Raw genomic sequence first — 20,993 nt, forward strand, 5'->3', positions numbered from 1 at the left:
CAGCGTAGCAAATTATGGCTAATGAAGTTCTGGTTGGACTAAAGATCGGAGCCGCTGTTTCAGGCAGCCTGAGTGCTGCATTCGGTTCGGCCAAGTCGACCGTGCAGCAGCTTGGTCGTGCCACTGATGGATTGACGGCCAAACAGAAACTCATCGGCACCGAGCTTGCAACGTCCATAGCTCGCGGTGGTACCGGCATCGAGCGCATGCGTCGGCAGTACGACCAGGTCGGCCGTACGATTGATCAACTCAAGGTCAAGCAAGAGCGCCTCAACACCAGTATCGCCAGGGGCGAAACCCTCAAAAATAAACGTGGCGAGTTGCGTGGCCAGACCATGGAAACTGCCGGTACAACAGCTGTATTGGGCGCACCAATTGTCCAGTCGATGCGCACTGCTATCGACTTCAAAGACCAGACAAACGACATCGCCATTACGGGTGGCTTTGATGCTGCTGAAGAAGAGCAGCTCAGCAAGGTAATGCGTGGCTCGGCGCTGAAGTGGAATCAGACCCAAGCGGATGTGGCTAAAGGCACCGCGGTACTGATTGCGGGCGGGATCTCCAGTGCCAAGGAGTTGGCCGCCTATGCTCCCGTGATGTCCAAAACTGCTACAGCTACCCGGGCCAGCATGGACGATCTCGGTTCGGTGGCCATCGCACTGAATGACAACCTCGGTATCGGCGCTGCTGGGCTTGAACGCTCAATGAACATGCTGGCGTTCGCTGGCAAAAGTGGCCAGTTTGAATTGGCGGACATGGCCAAATGGTTGCCGCAGTTAACACCTCAGTTTGCAGCTTTGGGTGTCACCGGTGAGCGCGCCGTCGCTGAGATCGGGGCATCTTTGCAGATCGCCCGCCGTGGTGCCGGCAGCAACGACGAAGCTGCTAACAACTTCAAAAATTTCCTATCCAAACTTACCGCGAAGGACACCCTGAAGTCCTTTGAAGGCGCAGGGATCGACCTCACTACGTCGATGAAAAATCTCGTTGGAAAAGGTCTTACCCCGGTCCAGGCGATGCTGGAAGTCATCACCCAATATGTAGGAAGCAAGGGGCCGGAAGCTGCAGGCAAGTTCCAGAAAGCCATGGCCATCAAAGACGACGAGGAGCGCCAGATTGCCCTCAATCGTTTGAATGAAGCCTACAAGCTGGGCGAGTTGTTTGCGGATCAGCAAGTGCTGTCATTCGTTCGTCCGGCCATGGCGAACAGAAAGGATCTTGCCAGTATCCAAAAAGGCAGCATGGACGCAGCTGACAAAGGAGGGCTTGATACGGACTGGAAAAGGCGGATGGAGAGTCCTAAAGAGCAGTTAAAGTTACTGAATACCAACCTCGCCGATATTGGTTTAACAGTTGGTAGTTTTCTTATCCCAGCGCTCGTCGACGTAACGCAAGCCGTCATTCCAGTGATGCAATCATTCGCCACCTGGGCAGGTGAAAACCCCAGAATCATCAAGGGTGTCGTGGGCATGGTCGGTGGCCTATTACTTGGCAAGCTGGCCTTCATTGGCATCGCTTACGGCATCAACCTGGTGATGTCTCCCTTCGTGGCCCTGACCACCACCGTCACAACACTATCTTCAAAATGGACGTTGCTACGTGGGCTGTGGCAGATGGGCAAGTTCGCGCCACTGATCTCTGGTCTGTCCCGCATCGGCGCTGGCTTACTCACTGTTGCCAGGTACAGCGGCGTGTTCTTGCGCGGTGTAACCATGGCCCTGGGCGCCCCGTTGATGATGGTGGCGCGAGGCGGCTTGTTCCTGGGCAAGATCCTCGGTAGCACGTTGCTATTCGGGTTGAAACTTGCCGGGCAGGCCGTCCTCTGGCTCGGCAGGGCCTTGATGATGAACCCTATTGGCTTGCTGATCACCGGCATTGCACTGGCGGCGTACCTGATCTACCGCTACTGGGAACCCATCAAGGGATTCTTCAGCAGCCTTTGGACAGAGATCAAGACCGGTTTTAGTGGCGGGCTTTCAGGCATCGTCGCATTGATGGCCAACTTCTCACCGGTCGGTCTGTTCTACCGTGCGTTCGCTGCCGTGATGAGTTACTTCGGCGTCGAGCTGCCGGGCAAATTCAGCGAGTTCGGCGGCATGATTGTCACCGGCTTGGTCAACGGCATCAGCAACATGGCCAGCGCTTTGAAGGACAGCGTGATAGGCATCGGCTCATCGGTAAAAGGCTGGTTCACCGAGACACTTGGCATCCAGTCGCCAAGCCGGGTGTTCATAGGGTACGGCGCCAACATCAGCGAAGGCGCCGCCATCGGTATCAGCGCGCAGTCCGGCCTGGTTCGCAAAGCAGCGCTCGGTATGGCTGCACAATCGGGTGTGGATCTGGCGCCACCGAACCCGGCTGATGTCTCCAGGGCGAGCACGATAGGGAGTGTCGGAGGCGCCGCTGGCGGAATGGCTCCAGGCATGGGCGCGGGTCCAAGCTTCACTTTTTCACCTCAGATTACCGTACCCGGTGGGGCCGACATACAGCAGCAAGTTCAACAAGGATTGCAGGCTGGCTACGTGGAGTGGATGCGAATGATGGAGCGCTACATGCACGACAAGCGTCGTCGTAGCTATGGCCCCTCCGATGAGGGGGCTATCTGATGTTTGCGATCCTGGGCGATATCGAATTCACCGTCGCGGGCGGCATCAGCGGCATGGAACAAAGTGGTTCGGCCGACTGGGTAGAACACGCGCGCATCCAGGGCAAACCGTTGTTGGAGTGGATCGGTGAAGGGTTGGATCAATGCAATCTGACCATTGAACTGCATCCAGTATTGGGTGACCCCGAAGAGCGTTTGCGGGCACTGCGCCTGGCCAAAAGCAAGCACGAACCGTTGGCCTTTGTGATGGGTAGCGGCGAGTACCTGGGCGCCTACGTCATCAAAGACATCAGCAATAACATTCGCCGCTCTACCGCAACTGGGCAGATCAAGGCGGCTACCGTACAGGTCAGCCTCGCTGAATACACGGGGACCTTTACGCGCAAAGTTGTACGACCGGGCTTACTCGACTCAGCCGTTAGCGGCACGCCAGCCGCCACCTCGGGGTCGCCTGGGCTTGTTTCCCGGCTGACCCCATCGCCTAGCACGACTCAGATGGTCATCGGCCATGCCAAGACAGCCGGCAACATGCTGAAAGCCGGACAAAACCTCTACGAGACGATCAAAAGCGGCAATGCGTCAATGATCCTGGGGCAGGTTCCGCAGTTGCTAGGCATAACGGCGCGGGCCATCGAACCCTTGCAAGGATTGGCCACGGCCGCAGGGTTGCTCGACAACGGCTCAGATCTGGCACGCCTGGGCGAGGATGTGCTGGGTAACGTCATGGGAGCCCGTGCCAGTTTGAACCCGGTCGACCTGGGCAACATCGTCGACCGATTCTCTGCATCGCGGGACTCCCTTGATCAGGCGCTCACCAAGATGGACGGCGCCGGTACCCGCTTGGCCGGCCTGGCCGCGCAAGTCTTGACCAGGAGGGCTTGATGTTTATTCTCCATGTCACCACCGAAGGCGAGCGCTGGGATCAGTTGGCTTGGCGTTACTACGGTGACGCCCATCGGTATCTGCTCATCGTTGAAGCCAACAAGCATGTGCCGATTACCGCCGCGTTGCCTGCAGGATTGACCTTGGCCATCCCGATGCTGGAATCGGTGGCTACCACGGAGGATTTGCCGCCATGGATGCGATGACTCCAGCACGGGTACCGGAAGCGCGCTTCGTACTGACTTATCAACAGCGCAACATCACCCGCAATATCAGCGAGCATTTGCTCTCACTGACTTACTCGGACTTTCTGACCGGCGAGGCCGACAGCCTGGATGTCGAACTGGAGGATACCGAGGGCAAATGGCGCGATGCCTGGTATCCAGGGCATGGCGACTCATTGACCTTGGCTATCGGCTGGGAGGGAATGTCGCTACGAACCGTTGGCCGTTTTGAGATCGACGAGATCGAACTGAACTGCCCGCCGTCGACAATCAATATCCGTGCGCTCGCTACCGGCATCAACGCCGCCTTGCGCACGACTGAGCATCACGCCTATGAAAACACCACGCTCGACGCGGTAGCCAAACAGATCGCCACCCGACAGGGGCTGGAGTTGGTCGGCAGCATCGAGCCGATCAAGCTGGATCGATTGACGCAACAAGAGTCCGATCTGACCTTCCTGCGCAACCTTGCCGGTGAGTATGACTACGCGTTCAAGGTCACCGGCAATCGGTTGGTCTTCCATGCCATCAGCGAACTGGCCGACGGTGCTCCGGTCGCCACGCACGTGCTCCAGGACCTATCGAACGTCAGGCTCCGCGATCAGATCAGGGACGTACCAAAGGCCATCGAGGTCAAGCACAAAGACCCAGCGAAGAAAAAACTGGTCGCCTACAAGATTGAAAATGGCGAGACCGTTGCTGTGCCCAGCAGTGCCAGTAAGGCCACGACCAGCGGTGACACCAAGAAAAAACGCAAACGCAGTGCATCGGCGGAGGAGTCCAAAGCAAAAGCCAAGGCCGAGCTGGCCAAAGCCAATCGCGAGCGCACCCAGGGTAGTTGGACAGCCATGGGACGGCCTAACCTGGTTAGCGGAAATGTGGTGACTTTGTCAGCGGCCGGCAAGTTGGGCGGCAACTACTTGATCACATCATCCCAACATCGAATGACCCGGAGTGGCGGCTATATCGTGGATAAAACGCTCTGCCGCATCTCCGCGACCTCGATCTCCATGACCCTGGAAAACACCAAGCCAGACCTGGCTCTGTCGACTTACGGCATCCAGCATGAAGCGGTGGCCTGACAATGGAGATGAATGCATATGGGCGTTGAGCTGGAGTACGGGGACGTCAGCGCGGTGGATTACCAGACTTGTCGCATTCGGGTCAGGCTGGATGATCGGGACGGCGTCGAGAGCTACTGGCTCAACGTCCCGCAGCGCAACACACAGGGCACCCAGCGGCGACCGTTGATGCCCGAGCTAGGGGAGCAAGTCGCGGTGTTACTCGATTCTGATGGCGTTGGCGGTGTGTACCTGGGTGGGGTCTATTCATCAGCGGAGCCGCCGCCAGTAGTGGATGAGGATACGGATTATGTGCGGTTCAGCGATGGGACTGTTTCGACTTACGACCGTGCGGCCGGGGTGATGACGTTGGACTGCGTGGGGGCACTGCTTTTGAAGTGTGGCCGGAACATCACGGTTGAGGCGGGTGAGCCGGTGACGGTGAAGGCACCTTCAGCAATTTTGGATGTTCCACAGGTCACATTGAATGGAAATCTGCAGGTGAATGGAAATGTGAACGCAACAGGGACGGTGATGGATGCTCTTGGCAACTCAAACCATCATTCTCATTGAACGGGCATCAAGAGATCACGACACCAGTTCGACAACGAATGGCAAAACATCCTTCCATGGAGTTTCCCCCCACTATCGTTCTCTTCGGACCGATATCAAGTCCAATGCTCTTCGCCCGAAAGGTAACCTCCACGGCAGTAAGTGGTGTTTTGATTTGAAATAGCTCTTCAGGAGCCTCCGCATATTGCTTTCTGAGTGCTTCCTCGCTGGTCAACTCCAAGAACTTCACAGAGCAGGAGTCGCCATTAGGGTATTTCACGGAGAGCATTTTACCGGAGGGCGGACATTCAACATCCTCTTGGTTGCCGTGAACTGTCCAGAAACTCTCTTCCATTGAAAATCTTGGCTCACCGTCGACGGTTGTTTCGGCGACGTTAAGGAGAAGATATCCTTCATCGTCGCGACTAAGCCAAATCAGCGGATTACCTTGGTAACGTATTGCCTCATAGGTTTCCACAAAATAACTGCCACCAACGACCATCAACAACTCGTTTCTCATCCAGTTGAACCTTCCCTCAACGTGTCCTGTTCCCTCCTTTGGCTTCTTTAATTTTTTGAGCTGGTCAACGGTAAAGGCTCCCCCGTCTGCCTGAGCATGATGCTCAACACACAAAGCAATCATCCCTTCAGGGTTATGGTGATTCAGTTCACGCCAAGGGGGATCAAAGTGGTGCCACTCTAGAAAAGGGCTCCCGCAACCGAGTATAGGGCAGCCAAAGCCGACTTCTTTACGAAGTTGCCTACGCACGTCTATTTTGGGTTTCCTATCCATCTCTCATTTCCTCCAGTGTTAGGTTCGGCCTGTGCATCTTTAAACTCGATTAAAAGTCGAGCTTAGACTAAATCATCACCATGGGCGCATGACGACGCCCACTCCCTACACCAGCATCACCGCTGCCCACTGGCAGCCCGCCCTCGGTACATCCGGCGAGGTAGTCGAGGGTCTGCGCGACATCGACCAGGCCATCCGCATCGTCCTGACCACACCCAAAGGCAGCGACGCCCATCGGCCGGAGTTTGGTAGCGACATTCATTTGTACATCGACTGGCCCGTCAATCGTGTGACCCCGCACCTGGTGCGTGAAGCGGTCGACGCCATCCGTCGCTGGGAAACCCGAGTCTCGGTCGTCCAGGTGCTGGTGCTCATTGAGGACTCGCGCATCATTTTGCGCGTGCAGTGGCGTGTTGCGGATGGTGTCACCCAGTTGACCGAGGTGCCCTATGCGCGAGCTGCCTAAACCGGTATTCATCCAGATCGATCCGGCTGCCACTGAGGCGGATTTGATTGCTCGGTACGAGTCCAAGGCAAACAAAACCCTTTATCCAGCCCAAGTTGAGCGGCTGTATATCGACCAGATCGCCTACGCCGTGACCCGTCTGCAGATGGGTATTCAGAGCGCGGGTGAGCAGCTGTTGGTCCGGTTTGCGAAAGGGCCGATCCTCGACTATCTCGGTGAGTTGGTCGCCACTCCTAGGCTGTTGGCTGTTCCAGCGCGTTGCCCGCTTCGATTCAGCATGCCGATAGTGGTGCAGCAACCATTACTGATTCGGGCCGGAACTCGGGTCAGCACCCAAGACGCCAAGCTCACTTTTCTCACGGACCAAGACGCCATCATCCCGGCTGGCCAGACCCAGATGAACGTCCCAGCTACCTGTCTGATTGCTGGTGAGCTTGGCAACGGCTGGGCTGTTGGCCAGATCAGCAGCATTGGTAATCCGCCAGCAGCTGGCCTAACCGCGACAAATACCAGCATTACCGCTGATGGCGCCGAGGACGAAGAGGACGAGCGCTATCGCGAGCGGATCATCCTGGCACCTGAAGCCTTCAGCAATGCCGGTAGCCGTGGGGCCTATCGCTACCATGCTCTGGCAGTGCATCAGTCGATCATTGATGTCGCCGTACATGGACCGGACGAAGGGCAACCGGATGGCCACGTAGCACTGTTCCCGCTTACCAACACCGGATTGCCCTCGGAGGACCTGCTCCAGCAGGTCAAGAGCCGGGTCAGCGGTGAAAAGCTGCGTCCAATGTGCGACACCGTTCACGCCTATGCACCCACCGAAGTCATCTACCAGATCAAGGCACGCATCACCTTTTATGACACTGCAGATCGTGCTGAAGCCATGAAAGCGGTCGAGGCCGCAGCCGAGGCCTACGCCGTTGAACGGCGTGCGGGACTCGGTCGGGATCTGGTCCAGGAGCAACTGACCGCGCTGCTGCAGGTGAATGGCGTCTATCGGGCTGACCTGGAGTTCCCGAGCGCCCTACGTGAGCTGATCGGAAATGAGTGGGCCAACTGCACCTCAATCCAACTGGAAGATGCGGGTGTGGCTTATGGCTGATCAACAGCTACCGCCAGCCCTGGCGGGTGACGAACGTTTCGCATTGCTGTGCGAACTGCTCAACGAGACCCTGGACAGTCTCGATATCAACGCGATGTTGGTGTACCTGGTCGACCTGGTGAAGCCCCAGTTACTGCCGAACCTGGCTGACCAATTTTCGCTCCTCGATGAGGCGGCTTGGTTGTTGGCTGAGTCAGAGGACGCCAAACGCAACCTGATCAAGTACTCAGCCCAACTCCATCGCTACAAGGGCACGCCTTGGGCAATTCGTGAGGTCATTCGCCTACTTGGCTTCGGAGAAGTGGTACTCCAGGAGGGCCTGAACAACCAGGTACGTGACGGCTCGATCATTCGGGACGGAAATCACGTTCATGGAGACCCCAACGCTTGGCCGCTCTATCGAGTTTTTCTCAAGCGCGCCATCACCAATGATCAGGCAGCGCTTTTGCGCCGCCTTCTACTTTCCGTCGCACCGGCTCGATGCCGCTTGGTGTCACTCGACTATCAGTCAGTCGCCATCCGGCATAACGGGTTTGCACGTCGTGACGGCCAATTCAACCATGGGAGCAGCTAATGGCCGATCTACCCGAATTAAATGAATGGATAGAGGGCATCTACCAGCTTGAGACGTCCGACCCCGTATTGGGTGGTCCTGAGGGTATCGACAACCTGCAAGGTAAGCAGCTGGCGAGTCGAACGAAGTGGCTCAAGGGGGTGATAGACAAGATCATAGATGGCACGACCTCCATCGGTAAGGCTGCTCGGCTAGAGACCGCCCGCGCCGTGAAATTCAAGGGCGCGGCTACCGGCAGCGGCGATTTTGATGGGAGTGCTGATATAGATATCACCCTGGCCTTGGCAAACAGCGGCGTGGTCGCTGGTACCTTTGACAAGGTGACTGTGAATGCAAAAGGTCTAGTAACAGGAGGCAGCAATACTCCTGTTGTCGCAGTTTCAGCGTCCAGAACGTTGACTTCTGACGAGCTGGGATTAGTTCTGATCGACTCAAGCGCAGCACCGTTAACCATTCAACTACCACCAGCTAACTCTGCGTTGGGTGTATGCGATGTGATTGTTCGCCGCGCCGACAATAGTGGTAATCGCCTGGTGGTGAAGGCCGGAGGCACTGACAAAATCAAATTCCATACCCATCTACGGACAGAAGGTTATTCGTTCTTTGTACTGATGGGCGCAGGGGATTACTGGCATCTACGCAGCGACGGGGCAGGAAACTGGTTCCCCATTTCCCGTTGCGATAGCACACCGCTAGGTCGACCCGTTTTTGAAACCACAACGGCATTTTTCCCCGGAGGATGGGGTTCAATTAATAGTTGGGTGTACAACCGCGTCGAATGGCCGTGGCTCTGGGATCACGCGCAACAGTCGGGAATGCTGACCACCGAAGCGGCTCGGGTCGGAATGGAGGGTGGGTGGACATCTGGAGACGGCGTTTCGACGTTTCGCAGCCCTGAAGCTCGGGCCGAGTTCTTTCGGGTGCTTGATGAAAACCGGGGGGTCGATGTCAGTCGTGTGGCTGGTTCATGGGCTACCGACCTGATCAGAGCTCACAGCCATAACATCGACTCGCCAAGCAACCCGACCGGTTTGGGCACAGGGAAAATTGCTCGGGGTAATCGTTCCGACATTTCCGGGTTTCCTGGATCGGAACTATATGGCGGCGTTGAAACTCGCCCACGCAGCATTGCCTATCCAGGTCGTTTGAAACTTATCTGAGGTGTTCATGGCTACTTATTTAATTGACAGTGCGGGAGCGCTGAATGGCCCGGTCGAGCTTCCCGTAATTCCCGGATTGGGTGTGCAGCTACCCAGCAATTCAGTCGAACTGCCGAACGTGTTGCCTGCTCCAGGAGAAGACAGCACATGGACCTTAATCGATGGACAGCCTCGAAAAACACCGGACCATCGTGGAACTGTCTATCGAATTGACACTGGGGTATCTCTGGAGTGGACTGAGCTGGGAGCGCTTCCAGATGGTTACGTCGCTACTCCATGGCCAGGGGCTCACTACGTCTGGCTTGAAGGTGCGTGGAAGCTCGACGTATCGGCGCAACTCGCGGCCAAAGCGTTGGAGGTTCGTGATGAGCGAGATGTTCTTCTTCGGGAAGCAACCCTTCGTATTGCGCCGCTGCAGTACGCCCATGATGAAGGAGACTCGACCGAAGAAGAGGAAGTGGCTTTGATCGGTTGGAAGCGTTACAGCGTCGCTTTAAGTCGGATTGAGCAGCAAGCCGGTTACCCACAGGCCGTTGATTGGCCTGTACAACCCAACCGCGCTGAATAAAAGAAAGAGGGCTGTCAGCCAAAGTGTTGGAGCACTTGGGCTGACAACCTACCAGCAGACCTAGCTGCAAGTCGGCCAAGGCCCTCTGCTCACGCGCGAGCGGCAGGGAGCCTACCAGAAGCGCAAAAGGTTTGCAGATGATGCAAGAGATACGTTGTGGCCAGTGCGGCCGGAAACTAGCGGCTGTCCGTGGTTTCCTTGAGTTACAGATCAAGTGTCCGCGTTGCCGGACACTCAACCACCTGAAGGCCGAGAGCCTCCTGACATCGCCATCGAGCGCCACCAGCCATCAGGAGGCACCATGTCTGCGCAACCCATCATCCCATGGTTAGGGGGCAAACGCCGTCTTGCCGACCGCATCTTCCCTCTGTTTCCAGCCCATAGCTGCTACGTCGAACCTTTCGCGGGTGGTGCCGCGCTGTTCTTCCTTCGGCCGGTACCGGCCGAAGTGGAAGTGCTTAACGACGTGAACGGCGATCTGATCAACCTTTACCGGGTGGTGCAGAACCATCTGGAAGAGTTTGTCAGACAGTTCAAGTGGGCCCTATCGAGCCGACAGGTGTTCAAGTGGCTGCAGATGACTCGACCTGAGACACTCACCGATATTCAACGCGCTGCCAGGTTTTACTACCTACAGCAGTCCGCTTTTGGCGGGCGTGTTGATGGCCAGACCTTCGGTACTGCAACCACCACACCCCCAGGCCTCAATCTGCTGCGCTTGGAGGAAACACTCTCTGCAGCTCACCTGCGGCTCAGCAGCACTTACATAGAGCATCTTGGCTGGCAGGAGGTGATTAAGAAGTATGATCGCGAACATACGCTGTTCTACTGCGATCCCCCTTACTGGAAGACCGAAGGCTATGGTGTCCCGTTTGAGTTTGAGCAGTATGAAGCGATGGCCAAGCTACTGGGCGAGATCAAAGGTAAAGCCATCATCAGCCTGAATGATCACCCAGACATCCGCAGAGTGTTTGCCGGCTATCACATGGAGACCACTGACATTAAATACACGGTCGGTGGTGGGAAAGGGAGTGAGGCAAAGGAGGTGCTGATCTTCAGCTGGGATATTCAGGCCGAACCGGCCGGCCTGTTTTGATATTCTGTTGCAATGGATGCAAAAGAATCAAAAGCGATTTATCTCACATTTGGGCGCGGATTTTTCGCGCCCGGCATCATATTCTGGCGCTGGTAGACGCCTGGCCGCCGGCCTTGTTGTCGCACCTGAAGAAACCGGCGGCGGGCAGCACGCTGACCTGGACCATCGAATTCGTCCAGCCGTTGCTTGCGTTGAGCACGCTGGACTGGTGCAAGTACCTGGTGGACATCGAGCATGCCACAGACGGCTACGGACACGCCGCCGCGAAACTGTGGAGCGAAGACGGTCAGTTGATCGCCATGAGTCGGCAGACCGTCACGATTTTCGCCTGATCAGCGATGGCGACGGTGCCGCTCACGCCAGGCGCGCCACCAGCCGCCACTGAAGAAAAATCGTGGGAAGGTCAGGAACTGCTCGACCAGCAGGCGTGATACGGCGTCTTTGCGATCACTGAATGGTTCGGAGGCTTGCGCCTCCAGGCTGTGACCGTGACGCTGCAGGCCCAGGGCGGCGAGCAGGCCGATGACACCGATCGCGACGCTCGCCAGATCCAGGCTGAACACCCCCGAGACCATCAGCAAAAACGCCACGATGAACAACGGCACGGCAATCAGGTGCAACACCAGATTGGTCGGGTGCTGGTGATTGTGCGGGTACGCTCGCCATTGCCAGGCGGGAAGGTTGGGGTGACGTTTACCCATGATGCTTATCCTTGGTTCGTTGAGGCTCATGAACAAAGGATAGGTCGGGCGAAAGCCGTCGGCGAATCAAGGCTGGCTATCGAAGTGATAGGGGTCATGGTCAATATTGATGTTGACCGGGCTGACGCCTTCGCGGGCAAGCCCGCTCCCACAGGTAATGCGCAAATTTTGAAATAGCGCTAATCCTGTGGGAGCGGGCTTGCCCGCGATGGGGCCGTCACAGTTTCAGCTGCCCGATGGCCTTGCTCAATTCCCCGGCCAACATCGCCAACTCATTGCTGGTGATCGCCGAATTCACGGTCTGCTGCACGGTGTTCTCGGTCACGTCGCGAATGCTCACCACCGCCCGATTCATTTCTTCGGCCACATGACTCTGCTGCTCGGCCGCCACAGCGATCTGCGTATTGCTTTCACGCATCTGCGCCACCGCACCGGTGATTTCGGCCAGGGCCACACTGGCTTCCTGAGCCTGCTGCATGCAGTCGTCCGCCTTGTACGAACTTTCCTGCATAAAGTCCACTGCGTCCCGAGTGCCGGCCTGCAGCGCTGAAACCATGGTGGTGATCTCGTCGGTGGACGCCTGGACGCGTTTGGCCAGGTTGCGCACTTCATCGGCGACCACCGCAAAGCCGCGCCCCATCTCACCGGCCCGGGCCGCTTCGATGGCGGCGTTAAGGGCCAGCAGGTTGGTCTGTTCCGCGATGCTGTGGATCACGCTGACCACGCCGTTGATCTTCTGGCTGTCTTCGGCCAGTCGCTGAATCATCTCGGCCGTTTGCTGCACGCCGGTGGACAACCCGCCAATTGATTTCTGTACCCGCGTGACCACTTCCTGGCCGCTGCCGGCCAGGGTGTCGGCGGTTTGCGAGAGGTCGCGGGTGGCGCTGGCGTGCTGGGCGATGTGATGGACAGTGGCGGTCATTTCGTTGATCGCCGTGGCGGCTTGATCGGTTTCGCTTTGCTGACCGAGCATGCCGTGACGCACTTCGTTCATGCTCGAGGCCAGCCGCGCGGCGCCGACATCCAGTTGCCGGGCGGTGCTGGCGACGGTGTTGACCACTCGTTGGTAACCGGCCTGCATGGCATTGAAGGCGTTGGCCATCTGCCCGACTTCATCTTTGCAAGCCAGTGGCACACGGGCCGACAGGTCACCGCTTTTCTCGACGTGGAGCATCACGTCTTTCAAGGTGTTGAGCTGGCTGAGCAGGAAGCGGATCAACAGTTGCGACGCGCCGAGCATTGCCAGCATCAGGATGAACACCGCCACTGCGTAGTGAGTGAAGCGTTCGCTGAACACCTGGCTCAGGCTTGGACCGTAGGCAATCACCGCGACCTGTTGACCGTCGGGGCGAGTGAACACCTCGGCGCCCATCAACGGATTTTCCCCGAACAGCGGCATGGCATTGATCTCGACCCAACCGTGGGTATCGGTCAGCTCCAGCAGCGGTTGTCCGTTCAGCAACGGCGCCTGCCCGCGACTGAAAGCCAGCAGGTTGTCGGCCTTGGGCAGCGGCTGCCCGGCAGGCCAGGCGTTGAGCAATCGCGCTTGGGCCTGGGCCGAAGCCTGGGCGGCGTGGCTGCGGGCCTGTTGTTCGAGCTGCACGGCGTACAGCACCAGCAACAGGGTGGTGACGAAGGCGACGGCGTTGACCGCCCAGAATTTGTATTTCAGCGAGATATTGCTAAGCCAGGCACCCATGGAGGTCTTCTCTGATAGCGGAAACAGTTTTGGCAAGGTGCCATTATTGTGCCGCTACTCAGGGATTCAGATGTTGATGCAGGTCAACGAGCGCAGCCTATCCAAATGTGGGAGCGAGCCTGCTCGCGATAGCGGTCTGTCAGCAACATGAATGCTGCAGGTGCCACCATCGCGAGCAGGGGGATGTGTGGTTATTGGGGGATTGAGGGCAGACCGAAGAATGCTCGTGCACAGGCAGTACTGTGAGCAGCCAAATCTTCCACCGTTTCACCGCGATGCAACGCGACTTCACGCAACACTTCGGTCAGATACGCCGGCTCGTTGCGACCGTTCTTCGGCTTGGGTCGCAGACTGCGCGGCAGCAGATACGGCGCATCGCTCTCCAGCATCAAGCGCCCGCGTTTAATCTCTTTGACCAACGGATGCAGGTGCGTGCCCCGGCGCTCGTCGCAGATCCAGCCGGTGATGCCGACGTGCAAATCCAGGTCGAGATAGCTGAACAGCGCCTTTTTTTCGCCGGTGAAGCAGTGCACCACGGCAGCCGGCAATTGATCGCGATAGTCGCGCAGGATCTCCAGCAACCGTTGGCTGGCGTCGCGCTCGTGCAGGAACACCGGCAGTTGCAGCTCGACCGCCATCGCCAGATGCTCTTCGAGGACTTTTTCCTGCTGCGGGCGGGGCGAGAAATCACGATTGAAATCGAGGCCGCATTCACCCACGGCCACCATGTTCGGTTCCTTGAGCAAACTGCGCAGACGCTGGGCGCTGTCGGCGTTCCAGTCACTGGCCGAGTGTGGATGAATGCCGGCCGTGGCGAACAGCCGCTGAGCGCTTTCGTCCAGTTGCAGGCACAGCTCCAGGGCCTGTTCGCTGCCCTCGACGCTGGTCCCGGTGAGCACCAGTTGGCAGACCCCGGCAGCATAGGCGCGGTCGAGTACAGCCCGGTGTTTGTCGGCAAAACTGGGGTTGGTCAGGTTGACGCCGATATCGATGAGTTGCATGGTGCTACCTCGGACCAAAGGCCGGAAAGCATATCAGAGCTGTAGATTTATAAGAAAAACCAAGAACTACAACGAGTTAAAGCTGTCTGTTGAGGCCGCGAGACAGGTTGGGTTGGTAGAAATGCCATCACTGTGCCACTCTCTCGCACTTTGCCAGCGCTTCCAGCGCTCTGTTTCTGTCGCCCGACATCATGAAATCACCATGAAGTTGGCCAGTATTCTTTCCGGAGAGTGGATGACACGTCCCTCGGTTTTGCTACTGCTGTGTTGTTCGTTGCTGCTGCCGATGCCGGTGGTTGCGCGTCTGGCCGGGCCGTTGCAAGCCGTGCCCGCGGCCAAGGTCCGCGACCTGTCGGAGATTCGCAGCAGTCGCGTGCTGCGGGTACTGGTCAACCAGAGCCGCAACAGCTCCGGCGAAGTCCAGGGCCAGACCATCGGCGTCGAATACCATCGCCTGCGGGCTTTCGAGCAATACCTCAATGGCCATGCCCGTGACGGCCAGGAGATCACCCTCAAAATCATTCCCAAAGCCAAGGATCAACTGCTCGGCGCGTTGCAGCGCGGGGAGGGGGATCTGGTCGCGCCGGGGGAATTGCTCGATCCGCAATCAGGCCACGCGGTCAGCGCCAGTGAACCGATTGCCAGCAATGTGCCGTTGCTGTTGGTGGGGATCAAAGGCGAACGACATTACACCCGTCTCGAACAACTCTCGGGCAAAACCCTCGCGCTGCCCACCGGCAGTGCCGCCGGGGATGCGGTCAGTCAGATCAATCAGAAGCTCGCATTGCACAAATTGCCCCCGGTGAAGATCGAGTGGGTCGATCCAAGTCTGGCCGTCGAGGACGTGCTGGAAATGGTTCAGGGCGGAATCTTTCATCTGACCATCGTCGAGCAACCGATTGCCGAGCGCTGGGGCAAGATCCTGCCCAAGTTGCGCTTCGATCGACAGGTCCTCATCAGCGAGCCGGGCGAGGAATACTGGTTCGTGCGCCGCGATGCCTCAATGCTGCGGGCGAGCATCGATCGCTTCCTGACCACCTACAAGAAGCCGTCGGACCAGGATGCAGCGTTCCTGCGGATCTACCGGCGCCTGTATCAAGTGCACTATCCCCTGGCCAAGGCCGATCGGCAGCGTCTGGAGAAACTTCGACCGGTGCTGCAAAAGCACGCTGAAGCCGAGGGCATGGACTGGCTCAATCTGGCGGCGCTGGCCTTCAAGGAATCGGCGTTGCAACCCAACGCCAGAAGCGGCAGCGGCCCCACTGGCCTGATGCAAATCACCCCGTCCGCTGCCCAGCGGGTTGGCGTCAGTAACATCCAGAGTCTCGACGCCAATGTGCAGGCCGGGGCCAAGTACCTGGCGATGATTCGCCGCAAGTTTTTTGCCAGCCCCAAACTCAACGAGCGCGAGCGTATGGCGTTTGTGCTGGCGGCCTACAACATGGGGCCGGAGCGGGTCCAGGGCATGCGCGCCGAGGCTCGGCGGCGGGGCTTGAATCCTAACCAGTGGTTCTTCCAGGTCGAGCGTATTGCCATGGAGCAAGTGGGAATGGGCGCCGTCAGCTATGTTAATAGCGTGAACAAGTATTACCTGGCGTTCGATCGGGAGCGGGAGTCGTTGGAGCCCCAGGGGCAGAAAGTTGCCTCACGGAAATGATCGGCTAAACTGATTGTTATGGTGCGTTTTTTGCGCTTTTAACATGAAATTATCTGATTAATATGGCGGCCAACCAACACACACTCACAATGGATGACACAGCATGAGCACACTGATCAACAAGGTACTGTCTACCCGCGCGGGCTACGGCCTGACGATTCTGCGGATCTTCGTCGGCATCATCTTCGCGGCCCACGGCTCACAGAAACTCTTTGGCATGTTCGGCGGTTATGGCATTGCCGGTACCGCGCAGTACATGGAAAGCATCGGATTGGCGCCGGGTCACCTGATGGCGATCCTGGCGGGTGGTACCGAGTTCTTCGGTGGTCTGGCACTGATCATCGGCCTGCTGACGCGCCCGGCGGCGCTGGGGCTGAGCTTCCTCTCGCTGGTTGCGATCTTTTCGGTGCATATCAGCAACGGTCTGTTCATGGCCAACAACGGTTATGAATTCGCCCTGGCCTTGCTCGGCGGCAGCCTCGCGGTACTGATCGAAGGTGCAGGCAAGCTGTCGGTAGACCGCGCCATCACCAACTGACCGCTCTGGTTCAACGAAAAGGCCTGCATTGTGCGACGCACGTGCAGGCCTTTTTTGTTGCTGGTGATTCTTGACACTGTCCGGTCAGCTTCTCTAGGATGCTGCCCATGCGCCGATTTAAACAGCTACTTGCGGGGCGCCAGGTGACTCATTCAGTTGCCGATAGAAGCTTGGAACAGGCTTCGAAATACCGCTAAAGCGCTGGTTCGGTGTTGCCTCTCACCTGCCATGCAGACTTTTGAGGCAGAGACACGACACAATGAATGCATTAAGCCCTGTTGTACGCCCCGCGCCGATCACGGCACACCTCACCCAACGCAATCCAAAAATCCTGCTTGGCGGTAAACATCAGCCGACGCTGTTGCGTTACCTCGATGGCTGGCCACGTCGCACCGGCGGGCCCGCAGCCTTCCTCATTCAGTTTGTCGACGACGGCGAGTCACTGGCACGGTTTGCCAATGACAGCTTCGATCTGGCGGTGATTCAGGCGCCCAGCGCCGAAGATGCGCCTGAAGTGATCAGGCAGCTCACTCGCGTCGCGCGCCAAGGGCTGATTGCCCGCCGTTGAGGCTCAGAGCGCCGCGGCTCAAAAATACTCGATCGCCACGATATACACGCACTGCTCACCGGTTGGCGTCTGCACGCGCACTTCGGCGTCCAGCGCCTTGCCGATCAAGGCGCGGGCCAGCGGCGAGTCGATGCTGATCAGGTTCTGTTTCAAATCCAGCTCATCCGGGCCGACGATGCGATAGCGCGACTCTTTGCCGTCCTCATCTTCAATCGTGACCCAGGCGCCAAAGTAGACCTTGTTCGGATCGCTGGGCTTCTCGCTGACGACCTTGAGGGCTTCCAGGCGTTTGGTCAGAAAGCGCACGCGACTGTCGATCTCGCGCAACATCTTTTTGCCGTAGGTGTACTCGGCGTTTTCCGAGCGATCGCCCTGTGCCGCCGCCTCGCTGACCGACTGCGTCACTTGCGGTCGGCGTACATGCCATAGCTCATGAAACTCGGCCCGCATCCGCGCTTCACCTTCGGGGGTGATCAGCGCGGTGCCAGCGGTGCGGGGAGGGCGATAACGGCTCATGGCAACTTCTTGTGGTTGAGTACTTGGGTCTGAGTTTATCAACCCTCGCGCAAGACTGTCAGCGGGCTGGCGTTCAAGGCGCGGCGGGTGCCGAACACACCGGCACCGCCGATCAGCACGGCGCCGATCAGCGGCAACACCAACAGCCATGGATGCGGATGCCAGGGCAGGTCGAAGGCGTAGCGGTAGAGCACCAGGCTCACCAGTTCCGATCCCAGTGCAGCCAATAACCCGCTGACCGCGCCGAGCAAACCGAACTCGATCCTCCGGGCAGTGACCAGCAACTGCCGCTCGGCGCCTAGTGCTCGCAGCAACGCGCCTTGGCGAATGCGTTCATCGAGGGTTGCCTGCAAGCCGGAGAACAACACCGCCATCCCCGCCGCCAACACGAACAACAGCACGTATTCCACCGCCAGGGTCACTTGGGCGAGGATGCTTCGCAGCTGCTCCAGCAAGGCTTCGACTTGCAGAATGGTCACTGCCGGAAAGCTGCGGGACAGGTCGACGATCTGCTGATCGTGGCCGGCTGCCAGATAGAAGCTGGTCAGGTAGGTCGCCGGCAAGTCCTTCAGGGTGCCAGGCTGGAAAATCATGAAAAAGTTAGGCTGGAAGTTGTCCCAGTTGATCTCCCGCAGGCTGGTGACTTTCGCCTCCCGATTGACCCCGCCGACGGTAAACACCATGTGGTCGCCAAGCTTGAGTTTGAGGCTTTCGGCGACTTTACCTTCCACCGATACACCGGGTATTTCATCCGTCGGTTGCTGCTCCCACCAGTTGCCGGCGGTGAGTTTATTGCCGGCCGGCAGGTCTGCCGCCCAGGTCAGGCTCAGGTCGCGTTGAATGGCTCGATCACCGGCCGAGTCCTTGCTGACGATGTCTTGCACCGGTTCGCCATTGATGCTGATCAGCCGTCCCGGCACTACCGGGTACAGCGGCGCCGATTGGGCCGACAACGCCATCAGTCGATCGGTAAAGGCCTGTTTGTCCGCCGGCAGAATGTTCAGGGCGAAATAGTTCGGGGCATTTTTCGGCAACTGGTTTTGCCAGGTGTCGAGCAACTCGCCGCGCAGCAAAGCGATCAATGCCATGGACAGCAGAATCAAGCCGAAAGCCAGGGACTGACCCGCCGCCGCCAGTGGATGACGCAGCAATTGACCCAGCCCCAGACGCCATGGCAATGAGGCGCGCGCGAGCATCCGGCGCAGGCTCTTCAGTAGCAGCAAGAGCAAACCGCCCAGCACCAGCGCCGCGATCACACCGCCGCCCAGCAGGGCGAAGGTCAGTACCAGATCGAGGCTCAGGCGCCACATGATCAGGCCGAGGGCGCCCAATGCCGCGCCATAGACCATCCAGGTGCTGGACGGAATCGGCAGCATGTCGCGACGCAACACCCGTAACGGCGGCACTCGACCCAGAGCGGCGAGTGGCGGCAGGGCGAAACCGGCGAGCGCGACCAGCCCGGTGCCGATCCCGGCGATTGCGGGGAACAGGCCTCCCGGTGGAACATCGGTCGGTAGTAAATCACGTAGCAGCGCAAACAGCCCGAGCTGTGCCAGCCAGCCAAGCAGGGCGCCGCTGATGCTGGCGAGCAGTCCGAGTACCGTCAGTTGCAGGCTGAACAGCACCATGGTTTCCCGACGGGACAGGCCCAGGCAACGCAGCAACGCGCTGGCATCGAATCGGCGGGTGGCGAAGCGTGTCGCCGATAACGCTACCGCCACACCGGACAGCAGCACCGCCACCAGACTGGCCATGTTCAAATAACGTTCGGCCTTGCCCAGGGCGCCGCCGATCTGCCGATTGCCATCGCGGGCATCCTGGATGCGCTGGTTGGCGGCCAGGCCGGGCTTGATCAGTTGACGATAGGTTTCCAGCGCCTGGGCGTTGCCGCGCCAGAGTTCGCGGTAACTGACCCGGCTGCCGGGTTGCACCACGCCGGTCGCCTCAAGGTCGCTAAGGTTGATCAGCACCCGTGGCGTCAAACTGTAGAAGTTGCCGGCGCGATCCGGTTCGTAGGTCAGCACCCGCATCAGTTTCAGGGTTTTCATGCCAACGTCGATGCTGTCACCGATCTTCAAGTCCAGCGCGGTCAGCAGTCGTGCTTCGACCCAGGCTTCGCCGGGTTTCGGACCGCCACCGGGCTCTTGCGGCGCGAAGGGTGCGGGGGCGCTTTTCAGTTCGCCACGCAACGGGTAGACGTCGTCGGCGGCTTTGATGCTGGACAGCTGAATGCCGTTGTCGGTGGCGATGACGCTGGAAAACTCCACCACCTGAGCGTGCTCAAGGCCCAGCTCTGTGCCACTCCTTACCTGTTCCGGTCGTGCCGGTGAGCTGCCTTCGAGTACCAGGTCGGCACCGAGAAACTCGGTGGCGCGTAGCATCATCGCGCCGTTCAGGCGGGCACCGAAGTAACCGATGGCGGTACTCGCCGCCACGGCCACCAGCAAGGCGAAAAACAACACGCGCAACTCACCGGCGCGGGCATCGCGCAGCAGTTGGCGAATGGCGAGACTGAAAAGGCGCAACAGCGGCAAGCGTGCCATCAAGGCTCCAGAGGGGCGACCAGCAGGCCGGCTTCAAGGCGGATCAGGCGCCGGCAGCGATGAGCCAGGCGTTCGTCGTGGGTTACCAGCACCAGGGTCGTGCCGCTTTCCTGGTTGAGTTCGAACAGCAGATCGCTGATGCGCTCGCCGGTGTGGCTGTCGAGGTTGCCGGTGGGTTCATCGGCGAACAGCACGTCGGGTTCTGCGGCAAATGCACGGGCAATCGCTACGCGTTGCTGCTCGCCACCGGAGAGCTGGCGTGGCGAATGGGTAAGGCGTTGACCCAGGCCGACCCGTTGCAGCAGTTCGGTGGCGCGCTCACGGGCGTCTTTGCGGCCATCGAGTTCCAGCGGCAGCATGACGTTTTCCAGGGCGTTGAGGCTGTCGAGCAGTTGAAAGGACTGGAAGACAAAACCCACATGCTCGGCGCGGATGCGCGCGCGCTGGTCTTCGTCGAGATTGCTCAGGCCTTGGCCGGCGAGAGTGACTTCGCCGCTGCTCGGCAGGTCGAGACCGGCCAGCAGGCCGAGGAGGGTGGATTTGCCGGAACCGGAGGCGCCAACGATGGCCAGGCTGTCGCCCTTGTTCAGTTCCAGGCTGAGTTCGTGCAGGATAGTCAGTTCACCTTCCGCGCTGGGAACCACTTTGCTGAGGTTCTTCGCGGTGAGAATGCTTGCGCCCATG

Annotated in this window: 24 protein-coding genes; 17 read left to right on the forward strand and 7 right to left on the reverse strand. The window is 58.8% G+C overall.

The genetic code is table 11. From position 1 onward, the window contains the following. Positions 1-14: 14 nt before the first annotated feature. From LOY38_RS09325 to LOY38_RS09345, 5 genes are read left to right on the forward strand one after another with little or no spacing between them, the layout of a single operon-like run. On the forward strand, positions 15-2,606 hold the full coding sequence (locus LOY38_RS09325; protein WP_258699771.1) for a phage tail tape measure protein: 2,592 nt from the start codon (positions 15-17) through the stop codon (positions 2,604-2,606). Then, positions 2,606-3,487, forward strand: a complete 882-nt coding sequence (locus LOY38_RS09330) for a phage tail protein (protein ID WP_258699772.1) — start codon at positions 2,606-2,608, stop codon at positions 3,485-3,487. The genes LOY38_RS09325 and LOY38_RS09330 overlap by 1 nt, the downstream gene beginning before the upstream one ends. Continuing rightward, entirely contained in the window at positions 3,487-3,693 is a 207-nt protein-coding gene (locus LOY38_RS09335) for a tail protein X (protein ID WP_258699773.1), read from the forward strand. Before LOY38_RS09330 ends, LOY38_RS09335 begins: the two co-directional genes overlap by 1 nt. Further along, complete coding sequence (locus tag LOY38_RS09340; protein ID WP_258699774.1) at positions 3,681-4,793, forward strand: phage late control D family protein; 1,113 nt, start codon at positions 3,681-3,683, stop codon at positions 4,791-4,793. The genes LOY38_RS09335 and LOY38_RS09340 overlap by 13 nt, the downstream gene beginning before the upstream one ends. Before the next feature lie 18 nt (positions 4,794-4,811). Continuing rightward, positions 4,812-5,345 carry a phage baseplate assembly protein V gene (locus tag LOY38_RS09345; protein WP_258700687.1) on the forward strand — a complete coding sequence of 178 codons (534 nt, stop codon included), beginning with the start codon at positions 4,812-4,814 and terminating at the stop codon, positions 5,343-5,345. Between the two features lie 7 nt (positions 5,346-5,352). Here LOY38_RS09345 and LOY38_RS09350 read toward each other — a convergent pair whose 3' ends face one another. Continuing rightward, positions 5,353-6,117: an HNH endonuclease gene (locus LOY38_RS09350; protein ID WP_258699775.1), complete on the reverse strand. Its 765-nt coding sequence runs from the start codon at positions 6,115-6,117 to the stop codon at positions 5,353-5,355. An 88-nt stretch (positions 6,118-6,205) separates the two neighbouring features. Here LOY38_RS09350 and LOY38_RS09355 point away from each other — a divergent pair, with 88 nt between their 5' ends. The 8 genes from LOY38_RS09355 to LOY38_RS09390 all read left to right on the forward strand — a co-directional run bounded on the left by LOY38_RS09355 (position 6,206) and on the right by LOY38_RS09390 (position 11,418). Further along, positions 6,206-6,583 (forward strand): GPW/gp25 family protein, encoded by a 378-nt coding sequence (locus LOY38_RS09355; protein WP_258699776.1) that lies wholly within the window; start codon positions 6,206-6,208, stop codon positions 6,581-6,583. Continuing rightward, entirely contained in the window at positions 6,567-7,688 is a 1,122-nt protein-coding gene (locus tag LOY38_RS09360; RefSeq protein WP_258699777.1) for a baseplate J/gp47 family protein, read from the forward strand. The genes LOY38_RS09355 and LOY38_RS09360 overlap by 17 nt, the downstream gene beginning before the upstream one ends. Beyond that, positions 7,681-8,262, forward strand: a complete 582-nt coding sequence (locus tag LOY38_RS09365) for a phage tail protein (RefSeq protein WP_258699778.1) — start codon at positions 7,681-7,683, stop codon at positions 8,260-8,262. The genes LOY38_RS09360 and LOY38_RS09365 overlap by 8 nt, the downstream gene beginning before the upstream one ends. Then, a complete protein-coding gene (locus LOY38_RS09370) occupies positions 8,262-9,422 on the forward strand; it encodes a phage tail protein (RefSeq protein WP_258699779.1) in 1,161 nt (386 codons plus the stop codon). The genes LOY38_RS09365 and LOY38_RS09370 overlap by 1 nt, the downstream gene beginning before the upstream one ends. Before the next feature lie 7 nt (positions 9,423-9,429). Beyond that, positions 9,430-9,990, forward strand: a complete 561-nt coding sequence (locus LOY38_RS09375; protein WP_258699780.1) for a tail fiber assembly protein — start codon at positions 9,430-9,432, stop codon at positions 9,988-9,990. Positions 9,991-10,130: 140 nt separating this feature from the next. Next, entirely contained in the window at positions 10,131-10,322 is a 192-nt protein-coding gene (locus LOY38_RS09380; protein ID WP_408980621.1) for a Com family DNA-binding transcriptional regulator, read from the forward strand. Beyond that, complete coding sequence (locus LOY38_RS09385) at positions 10,292-11,086, forward strand: DNA adenine methylase (protein ID WP_258699782.1); 795 nt, start codon at positions 10,292-10,294, stop codon at positions 11,084-11,086. Before LOY38_RS09380 ends, LOY38_RS09385 begins: the two co-directional genes overlap by 31 nt. 26 nt (positions 11,087-11,112) lie before the next feature. Continuing rightward, positions 11,113-11,418, forward strand: coding sequence for an acyl-CoA thioesterase (locus LOY38_RS09390; protein WP_408980622.1), 306 nt, complete (start codon positions 11,113-11,115; stop codon positions 11,416-11,418). Here the strand turns inward: LOY38_RS09390 and LOY38_RS09395 are convergent, their stop codons facing one another. Then, complete coding sequence (locus tag LOY38_RS09395; RefSeq protein WP_258699783.1) at positions 11,419-11,787, reverse strand: terminase; 369 nt, start codon at positions 11,785-11,787, stop codon at positions 11,419-11,421. It lies immediately after the preceding gene. Here LOY38_RS09395 and LOY38_RS09400 point away from each other — a divergent pair. Then, a complete protein-coding gene (locus tag LOY38_RS09400; RefSeq protein ID WP_258699784.1) occupies positions 11,773-11,964 on the forward strand; it encodes a hypothetical protein in 192 nt (63 codons plus the stop codon). The genes LOY38_RS09395 and LOY38_RS09400 overlap by 15 nt on opposite strands. Before the next feature lie 40 nt (positions 11,965-12,004). Here the strand turns inward: LOY38_RS09400 and LOY38_RS09405 are convergent, their stop codons facing one another. Together LOY38_RS09405 and LOY38_RS09410 are read right to left on the reverse strand one after the other, a co-directional pair. Beyond that, positions 12,005-13,486 (reverse strand): methyl-accepting chemotaxis protein, encoded by a 1,482-nt coding sequence (locus LOY38_RS09405; protein WP_258699785.1) that lies wholly within the window; start codon positions 13,484-13,486, stop codon positions 12,005-12,007. A gap of 191 nt (positions 13,487-13,677) precedes the next feature. Further along, the gene (locus LOY38_RS09410) at positions 13,678-14,487 is read right to left on the reverse strand and encodes a TatD family hydrolase (RefSeq protein WP_258699786.1); all 810 of its coding nucleotides are present in this window, start codon (positions 14,485-14,487) and stop codon (positions 13,678-13,680) included. A gap of 235 nt (positions 14,488-14,722) precedes the next feature. Between LOY38_RS09410 and LOY38_RS09415 the strand changes: the two genes are divergently transcribed. The 3 genes from LOY38_RS09415 (at position 14,723) to LOY38_RS09425 (ending at position 17,250) form a co-directional block, all read left to right on the forward strand. Next, complete coding sequence (locus tag LOY38_RS09415) at positions 14,723-16,144, forward strand: transglycosylase SLT domain-containing protein (protein ID WP_258699787.1); 1,422 nt, start codon at positions 14,723-14,725, stop codon at positions 16,142-16,144. A gap of 103 nt (positions 16,145-16,247) precedes the next feature. Further along, entirely contained in the window at positions 16,248-16,682 is a 435-nt protein-coding gene (locus LOY38_RS09420) for a DoxX family protein (protein WP_258699788.1), read from the forward strand. A gap of 259 nt (positions 16,683-16,941) precedes the next feature. Beyond that, positions 16,942-17,250, forward strand: a complete 309-nt coding sequence (locus LOY38_RS09425; RefSeq protein WP_258699789.1) for a class I SAM-dependent methyltransferase — start codon at positions 16,942-16,944, stop codon at positions 17,248-17,250. Positions 17,251-17,268: 18 nt separating this feature from the next. On the opposite strand, the gene greB is transcribed toward LOY38_RS09425, so the two are convergent. From greB to LOY38_RS09440, 3 genes are read right to left on the reverse strand one after another with little or no spacing between them, the layout of a single operon-like run. After that, a complete protein-coding gene (gene greB / locus LOY38_RS09430; RefSeq protein WP_258699790.1) occupies positions 17,269-17,766 on the reverse strand; it encodes a transcription elongation factor GreB in 498 nt (165 codons plus the stop codon). Between the two features lie 38 nt (positions 17,767-17,804). After that, the gene (locus LOY38_RS09435; RefSeq protein WP_258699791.1) at positions 17,805-20,309 is read right to left on the reverse strand and encodes an ABC transporter permease; all 2,505 of its coding nucleotides are present in this window, start codon (positions 20,307-20,309) and stop codon (positions 17,805-17,807) included. Next, positions 20,309-20,992, reverse strand: coding sequence for an ABC transporter ATP-binding protein (locus LOY38_RS09440; protein WP_007899869.1), 684 nt, complete (start codon positions 20,990-20,992; stop codon positions 20,309-20,311). The genes LOY38_RS09435 and LOY38_RS09440 overlap by 1 nt, the downstream gene beginning before the upstream one ends. Position 20,993 lies beyond the last annotated feature (1 nt).

The sequence above is a fragment of the Pseudomonas sp. B21-015 genome, assembly GCF_024749285.1.
Taxonomy (GTDB): domain Bacteria; phylum Pseudomonadota; class Gammaproteobacteria; order Pseudomonadales; family Pseudomonadaceae; genus Aquipseudomonas.